The organism is Rhodococcus sp. LMD, from assembly GCF_056108245.1.
In genome coordinates this window covers 3656531-3664260 of sequence record NZ_CM148557.1, presented here as the reverse complement: position 1 = coordinate 3664260, position 7730 = coordinate 3656531, and the positions used below count along the sequence as shown (strand labels likewise).

At 73.2% G+C, this 7730-nt stretch carries 1 protein-coding gene; it reads left to right on the top strand.

Translation table 11 applies throughout. The annotated features are described in order from the left end of the window. Positions 1-218 precede the first annotated feature (218 nt). Positions 219-7607 (top strand): amino acid adenylation domain-containing protein, encoded by a 7389-nt coding sequence (locus tag ACWPQI_RS16840; RefSeq protein WP_474738400.1) that lies wholly within the window; start codon positions 219-221, stop codon positions 7605-7607. The last annotated feature ends 123 nt before the right edge of the window (positions 7608-7730 follow it).

Here is a 7730-nt window from a genome sequence, read left to right as displayed (position 1 = left end):
CGCCGTGCCGGCGTGGTGGGGCTCCCTTCGGTCGAGGGGAGCCCCACCACGTTCGGGCAGGTGGGGCACGTAAAGGTAACGTCGCGGGCGTCTCGGTGGATGAACGGGTGGCGGCTACCGGCCGGTACGGTCCCGCCGAGGACGCCGGGCGCAGTGACTATGCTTGATCGTTCGCGCGTGCTGGCAACGGAATCGAAGCGAAGGATGTGGGCACCTACATGCGGTCTTCTCGACACGACGGCAGTCCGGGCGAGAGCGATCCGGCGATCGCTCCGGAGCCGTCCGCCGGGAGGCACCGCGAACGCCCTGCCCGCAGCCGCCGACCGGCGCCGGCCCGCCCCCAGCGCGGCGCGCGTGCCCGCACCCAGGTGGCACTGCTGCCCCAGCTGCTGGCGTCGACCGTGGAGGAACGCGGCGACCATCCGGCGGTCGTCACGCCCGGCGGAACGGGCCTCACGTACCGGGAGTTGGACGCGAGGTCGTCGCAGCTGGCGCGAGTGCTGATCGCCCGGGGCATCGGGCCCGGCGACGTGGTGGCCGTTGCCGTGCCGCGCTCGGTGGAGTCCGTCCTGTCCGTCTGGGCGGTCGCCAAGTCGGGCGCGACCTTCCTGCCCGTGGATCCGAAGTACCCCGCCGAGCGGGTTCAGCACATGGTGTCCGACTCGGGTGCGGCCGTCGGACTGACCCTGGCCGCCTTCGCCGGCGCTCTCCCGGGATCGACGCAGTGGACCGCGCTCGACGATCCCGCCGTGGCCGCCGACATCGCGTCCCGCCCCAGCCACCCGGTGTCGTACGCCGACCGGCTCCGCCCCCTGTCGGAGCTGCATCCGGCGTGGATGATCTACACCTCCGGGTCGACGGGCCTGCCCAAGGGCGTCTCCGTCCCGCACAGCGGCATCGGCTCGCTGATCACCGCGGAGCGTGAGCACTACCGGGTCACCGCGGACGCCCGGGTGCTGCACATCTGCTCGCCCAGCTTCGACGTGTCGATGCTCGAGCTGCTGGCCACCTTCGGCGCGGGCGCGACCCTCGTGGTCTCGCCGCCGACGATCGTCGGCGGCGCGGACCTCTCGGAGCTGCTCGCGGCCGAGCGCGTCACCCACACGTTCATCACCCCCGCCGCCCTCGGGTCGGTGGACCCTCGGGGACTCGACGACCTGCGCGTGGTCGTGGTGGCGGGGGAGAGCTTCGGACCCGATCTCGTCGAACGGTGGGCCGCACCCCACCGCGACTTCTTCAACGGCTACGGCCCGACCGAGGCGACCATCCTCGCGGTCAGCAGCGCCGCCCTGCACCCGGGTGAGCCGATCCGCATCGGCACCCCGATCCCCGGCGTGGGCGCCTACGTGCTCGACACCCACCTGCGGCCGGTCCCCGCCGGTGTCACCGGCGAGCTGTACCTGGCGGGCGCACAGCTCGCGCTCGGATACCACGCCCGGCCGGGTCTGACCGCCGACCGGTTCGTCGCCAACCCGTTCGCCGACGGCGGGGCGCGCATGTACCGCACCGGCGACCTCGTGCGCCGCGACGAGGGCGGTGCGATCGAGTACCTCGGCCGCTCCGACTTCCAGGTCAAGATCCGCGGCTACCGCATCGAACTCACCGAGATCGACGCGGTCCTCGTCCGGCACCCGGACGTCGAGTTCGCCACCACCGTGGGCCGCCCGCTGCCGTCCGGGGAGACCGCGCTCGTCTCCTACGTCGTACCGGCAGGTGCGGCCGCGGACCTCGACACCGGTGCGCTCGTCGAATTCGCGGCCGGCTTCCTGCCCGACTACATGCTGCCGGCGGCAGTCGTCCCCATCCCCGAGGTGCCGCTCAACCCCGTCGGCAAGCTCGACCGCGCGGCCCTTCCCGACCCCGTCTTCGCGGTCCGCGAGTACCGGGCGCCGCAGACCCCGACCGAGCAGGCCGTCGCCGACGTCTTCGCCGACGTCCTCGGCGTCGAGCGAGTCGGCCTCGACGATTCCTTCCTCGACCTCGGTGGCAACTCGCTCGTCGCCACCCGGCTCGTCGCCCGGCTCGGCGCCGTCCTCGACACCCGGGTGCCGGTGCCGCTGGTGTTCGAGGCCCCGACGGTGCAGGCGCTCGCCGACCGGCTCGAGGCGCAGGCCGGTTCCGGGGCCCTGCCGCTCGTCGCCCGCGACCGCCCCGAGCAGGTCCCGTTGTCGCTCGCCCAGCAGCGGATGTGGTTCCTGAACCGCTTCGCGCCCGAGTCGGCGGTCGACAACATCCCCGTCGCGATCCGGCTCGCGGGACACCTCGACGTCGATGCCCTGCAGGGGGCGGTCGCCGACCTCGTCGCCCGGCACGAGTCGCTGCGGACCGTGTATCCGGAGATCGACGGCGACGGCTACCAGGTGGTGCTGCCGGCGGCCGAGGCCGTCCCGGATCTCACGCCCGTCGACGTCGAGATCGAGGACGTTCCCGCCCGGGTCCTCGAACTGGTCGGCACCGGGTTCGACGTCACCGCCGCCGTGCCGTGGCGCGTCGCCCTGCTGCGGATCTCGGCCGAGGAGCACGTACTCGTCTTCGTCGTGCACCACATCTCCGGCGACGGCTTCTCCATGACGCCGCTGACCCGTGACATCGTCGCCTCCTATCGGGCGCGCACCCGCAACGAGCCGAACCCGTTGCCGCCGTTGTCGGTTCAGTACGCCGACTATGCACTCTGGCAGCGGGAGGTGCTCGGCGACGAGGACGATCCCGAGTCGGTGCTGTCCCGGCAGCTCGCCTACTGGCGCGCGCAGCTCGCGGACCTGCCGGAGGAACTCGGCCTCCCGGCCGACCGTCCGCGCCCCGCCGCCGCCTCCAATCACGGTGCCGCCCTTCGCTTCCCGATCGACGAGGAAGTGCACGCCGCGCTCGCCGAGCTGGCCCGCACCCACAACGCGAGTGTGTTCATGGTGGTGCACACCGCGCTGGCCGTGCTGCTGGCCCGCCTGTCCGGCACCGACGACATCGCCGTCGGCACCCCCGTCGCGGGCCGCGGCGAGGCTGCTCTGGACGACGTGATCGGCATGTTCGTCAACACCCTGGTGCTGCGCACCGCCGTCGTGCCCGGTGAGTCGTTCGCCGACCTGCTCGCCCGGGTGCGGGGCACCGACCTCGAGGCATTCGCGAACGCAGACGTGCCGTTCGAACGCCTCGTCGAGGTGCTCGACCCGCCCCGCTCGCAGGCCCGGCACCCGCTGTTCCAGGTGATGCTCACGTTCCAGAACCTGCCGCAGTCCGCTCTCGAGCTGCCGGATCTGCGCATCTCCGGCGTCGAATTCGACACGGCGATCGCGAAGTTCGACCTTCAGGTCACCGTCGCCGAGCAGGTCTCGGACCGCGGCGCGCCGGGCGGGATGACGGTCGAACTCACCTACGCGACCGATCTTTTCGACGCTCCCACGATGAGGTCCTTCGCCGACCGGTTCACCCGGATCCTGCGGGGGGTCGCCACATCCGCCGCCACCCCGATCGGCACGCTGCCGTTCCTCGGCGACGCCGAGGCCGAGCGGATCCTCACCGAGTGGAGCAGCCTCGGACCCGGCGCCCGGGTGCCTGCCGAGGCGACCCTCGTCGACCGCTTCGAGTCCGTCGTCCGCCGCAGCCCCGACGCCCCGGCCGTCACGTTCGCCGGACGCACCCTCACGTTCGCCGAGCTCGACGCGCGGGCCAACCGCCTGGCCCGGCGGCTCGTCGCGGCCGGAGCGGGCCCGGACGAGCTCGTGGCCGTCGCGCTGCCCCGGTCGGCCGACCTGATCGTGGCACTGCTGGCGGTACTCAAGTCGGGTGCCGCGTATCTGCCCATCGACACCACCTATCCCGCCGAGCGGCTGCGGTACATGCTCGAGGACTCCCGGCCGCGCTGCCTCCTCACCGACGCAGGCGGTGTCCTGCCGGACCTCGGCCTGCCACGGGTGCACGTCGAGGACGACGACCCGCACGCGCCGAGCGGGCCGGTCACCGACGCCGAGCGGATCGCGCCGCTGCGCGCGGACAACCGTGCGTACGTCATCTACACCTCCGGCTCGACGGGCCGCCCGAAAGGCGTCGCGGTCACCCACCGCAACGTGCTGACCCTGTTCGCCAACGCCGAACCGCTGTTCGGGTTCGGCTCCGACGACGTGTGGACGCTGTTCCACTCCTACGCGTTCGACTTCACGGTGTGGGAGCTGTGGGGACCGCTCCTGTACGGCGGCCGGCTCGTCGTCGTCGACTACCTCACGTCGCGCTCGCCCGAGCAGTTCCTCGAGCTGCTGCGGGCCGAGCGGGTCACCGTGCTGAACCAGACCCCCTCGGCGTTCCTCCAGCTCGACGAGGCCGACCGGGTGGCGTCGGTGGAGCGCCCCGACGCCGGTCCGCTCGCCCTGCGCTACGTCGTGTTCGGCGGCGAGGCCCTCGACCTCGGCAGGCTCGAGGGCTGGTACGGGCGCCGGCCCGTGGCCCCGACCCTGGTCAACATGTACGGCATCACCGAGACCACGGTCCACGTGTCGTTCCGGGCCCTCGACCGCGGCGACGCCCGCGCCGGTGCCGCCAGCCGGATCGGCCGCTCGCTGCCGGGTCTGCGGCTGCGGGTGCTCGACCGGCTGCTGCAGCCCGTCCCGGTGGGCGTGCCGGGCGAGGTGTACGTCTCGGGCGATCAGCTCTCGCGTGGCTACCTCGGTCGTCCGGGGCTGACCGCCGCCCGGTTCGTCGCCGACCCGTTCGGGTCGGGCCGGCTCTACCGCACCGGCGACGTCGCCCGGTGGAACGCCGACGGTGAGCTCGAGTACGCGGGGCGCAGCGACGCGCAGGTGCAGTTGCGGGGATTCCGCATCGAACTCGGCGAGGTCGAGGCGGCGCTGGTGCGTGCCGACGGGGTGGCCCAGGCGGTCGCGGTGGTCCGCGACGACGGTCTCGGCGATCGGCTGGTCGCATACGTGGTGCCCCGCGCCGGGGAGGACCTCGACGTGGCCCGCGTGCGCGAGCAGCTCGGCGCCTTCCTCACCGGCTACATGGTTCCGGACGTCGTGGTCGTTCTCGACGAGCTGCCCCTCACCGTCAACGGCAAGCTCGACCGGCGCGCCCTGCCGGTGCCCCGGGCGACCACCACCGCGGGCACGCGCCGCGAGCCGGTCACCGACGCCGAACACGTCGTCGCACAGGTCTTCGCCGACGTGCTCGGCGTCGAGGGAGCCGGGGCGGACGACTCGTTCTTCGACCTCGGCGGCAACTCGCTCATCGCGACGCGGGTGATCGCGCGGGTCAACGAGTCGCTGGGAACCGCCCTGGCGATCCGTGAGCTGTTCGAGGCGCCGACGGTGGCCGAACTCGCCGCCCGGGCCGACGCACACGCGGAATCGGTGGCCCGGCCCGCGCTGACCGCCGGGTCCCGCCCCGACCGGGTGCCGCTCTCCCTCGCCCAGCAGCGCATGTGGGTGCTCAACCAGCTCGACCCCGCCTCCGCGAGCTACAACATCCCGCTCGCGATCCGGCTGCGCGGCCGCCTCGACACCGCGGCGCTCACCGCGGCCGTGCGCGACGTGATCGACCGGCACGAGTCGCTGCGCACCCTGTACCCGCAGGACGAGACGGGGCCCTACCAGCGCATCCTCGACGCCGACGCCGTCGTGCCCGCGGTGGTGCCGGTCGAGGCCGCATCCGAGCAGGAGGCGCTCGCCGAGGTCGTCGCCCTCGCTGCCGAAGGGTTCGACGTCTCGTCGCAGGTGCCGGTGCGCGGCCGGATCGTCTCGGTCGGCGCCGACGACCACGTGCTCGCTCTCGTCGTCCACCACATCTCCGCCGACGGTGCGTCGCTGGCGCCGCTGGCGCGGGACCTGATGACCGCGTACGCGGCGCGGTTGTCCGGAGATGCTCCCGCCTGGGCGCCGCTCGAGGTGCAGTACGCCGACTATGCGCTCTGGCAACGCCGGGTCCTCGGCGACGCCGACGACGCGCAGTCCCCGGCCGGTGCCCAGCTCGCCTACTGGCGTTCCCGCCTGACGGGCGTGCCCGAGCTCCTCGATCTGCCCACGGACCGGCCGCGGCCGCCGCAGCCGTCGCTGCGCGGCGGCACGGTGGCCGTGCAGGTCGACGAGCAGATCCGGCAGCGGCTCGACGCGCTTGCGCTCGCGCACCGGGCGTCGCTGTTCATGGTGGTCCACGCGGCCCTCGCGGTGCTGCTGGCCCGCCTCAGCGGCACTCACGACATCGTCGTCGGCACGCCGGTCGCGGGCCGCGGCGACCGGCGCCTCGACGACCTGGTCGGGATGTTCGTCAACACCCTTGCGCTGCGTACGGACGTGGACCCGGCGGCGTCCTTCGCCGAGTTGCTCGACCGGGCCCGCGCGGTCGACCTCGAGGCGTTCGGTCACGCCGACGTGCCGTTCGAGCGGGTGGTCGACGACGTGGTCGCCGCGCGCTCCCCGGCCCGGCATCCGGTCTTCCAGACGGTGCTGTCGTTCCAGAACACCGAGGCAGCGCGGCTCGAACTGCCGGATCTCACCGTCGAGGCGCTCGACGGCGGCGAACTCGCCGCCAAGTTCGACCTGCAGGTGACGGTCGATCCGCGCGAGCACCCGGGCGGGACGGCCGCCGGCATGCACGTCGGGTTCACCTATGCCGTGGACCTGTTCGACGCCGGCACCGTCGCCACCTTCGCCGAACGTTTCCTGACCGTCCTGCGCGCCGTCGCGGAGAGCCCTCGGGCCGTGGTCGGAGACATCGACATCCGGACCGAGACCGAGCGCTCGGCGCCCGCCGACATCGAGCCCGAGCCGGTGGCGGCCCCCGACCGGGTCGAGCGGACCGTGCCGCAGGAGTGGCAGGTCGCGGTGGAGTCCGACCCGGAGGCCCCGGCGTTCGTCGCGGACGGTGCCGAGGTCACCTATCTCGAGCTCGAGCGCCGGTCGTCGCAGTGGGCCCGGTATCTCATCGCCCAGGGTGTCGGGCCCGGCGACGGTGTCGCGGTCGCCGCGCCGGCCGGGCCGGAACTGGTCATCGCGCTCTGGGCGATCACCAAGGCGGGCGCCGCGATCGTGCCTGCTGTCTCCGGCTCCACGGCCGCGCAGACACCCGGGCTCGGGTTGGCGACGCACGGGGCGGACGTCCGGCCCTCCGCCGCTGCGCGCTGGCTGTACCTCGACGAGCCGGCGACGGTGGCCACCGTGGCGGCGCTGTCCGCCCGTCCGGTCGACTACTCGGAGCGGGTCCGGGTCCTGCAGCCGCAGCACCCCGCGCTGTGGGTGGCCGGCCGTGTGGTCGACCACGGCGAACTGGTCGCCCTCGCCCGCGGCGGAGGGGCGGCGGGGAAGCTGGACTACGAGTCACGGTTGCTGGTGTGCGACGGTACGGCGGAGCAGTGGCGCGTCTTCGCGATCCTGGCGGCCGGGATCGCCGGTGCGGTGGTGGTGGTGCCAGAGCCGGACGCCGACCTCGCCGCCGTGGTGACCGACGAGTGGGTGACCCACGCGTTCGTCGCGTCGTCGCAGGTAGAGGCATTGAACGACGCGCCGGCCGAGGACCTTCGGGTCGTGGTCGTCACCGACCGCGACGAGGTTCCCGCGGGGTCCGCCGCAGCGGGTGACGAGTGGGCGACAGTGGCCGCCGTCGACCCGTGGAGTATGCGGAACTGAATACCGGCCGGTAGATTGCCTGCGGGCGGGACGAGTTCTCCATTCTCTTCCCGCGCGTGGAAGGAGCTGTTCCGTAGTGCAACGCAGGAGCCCGGTCCGGGCAGAGCGAGGTCCGGGCGCGTG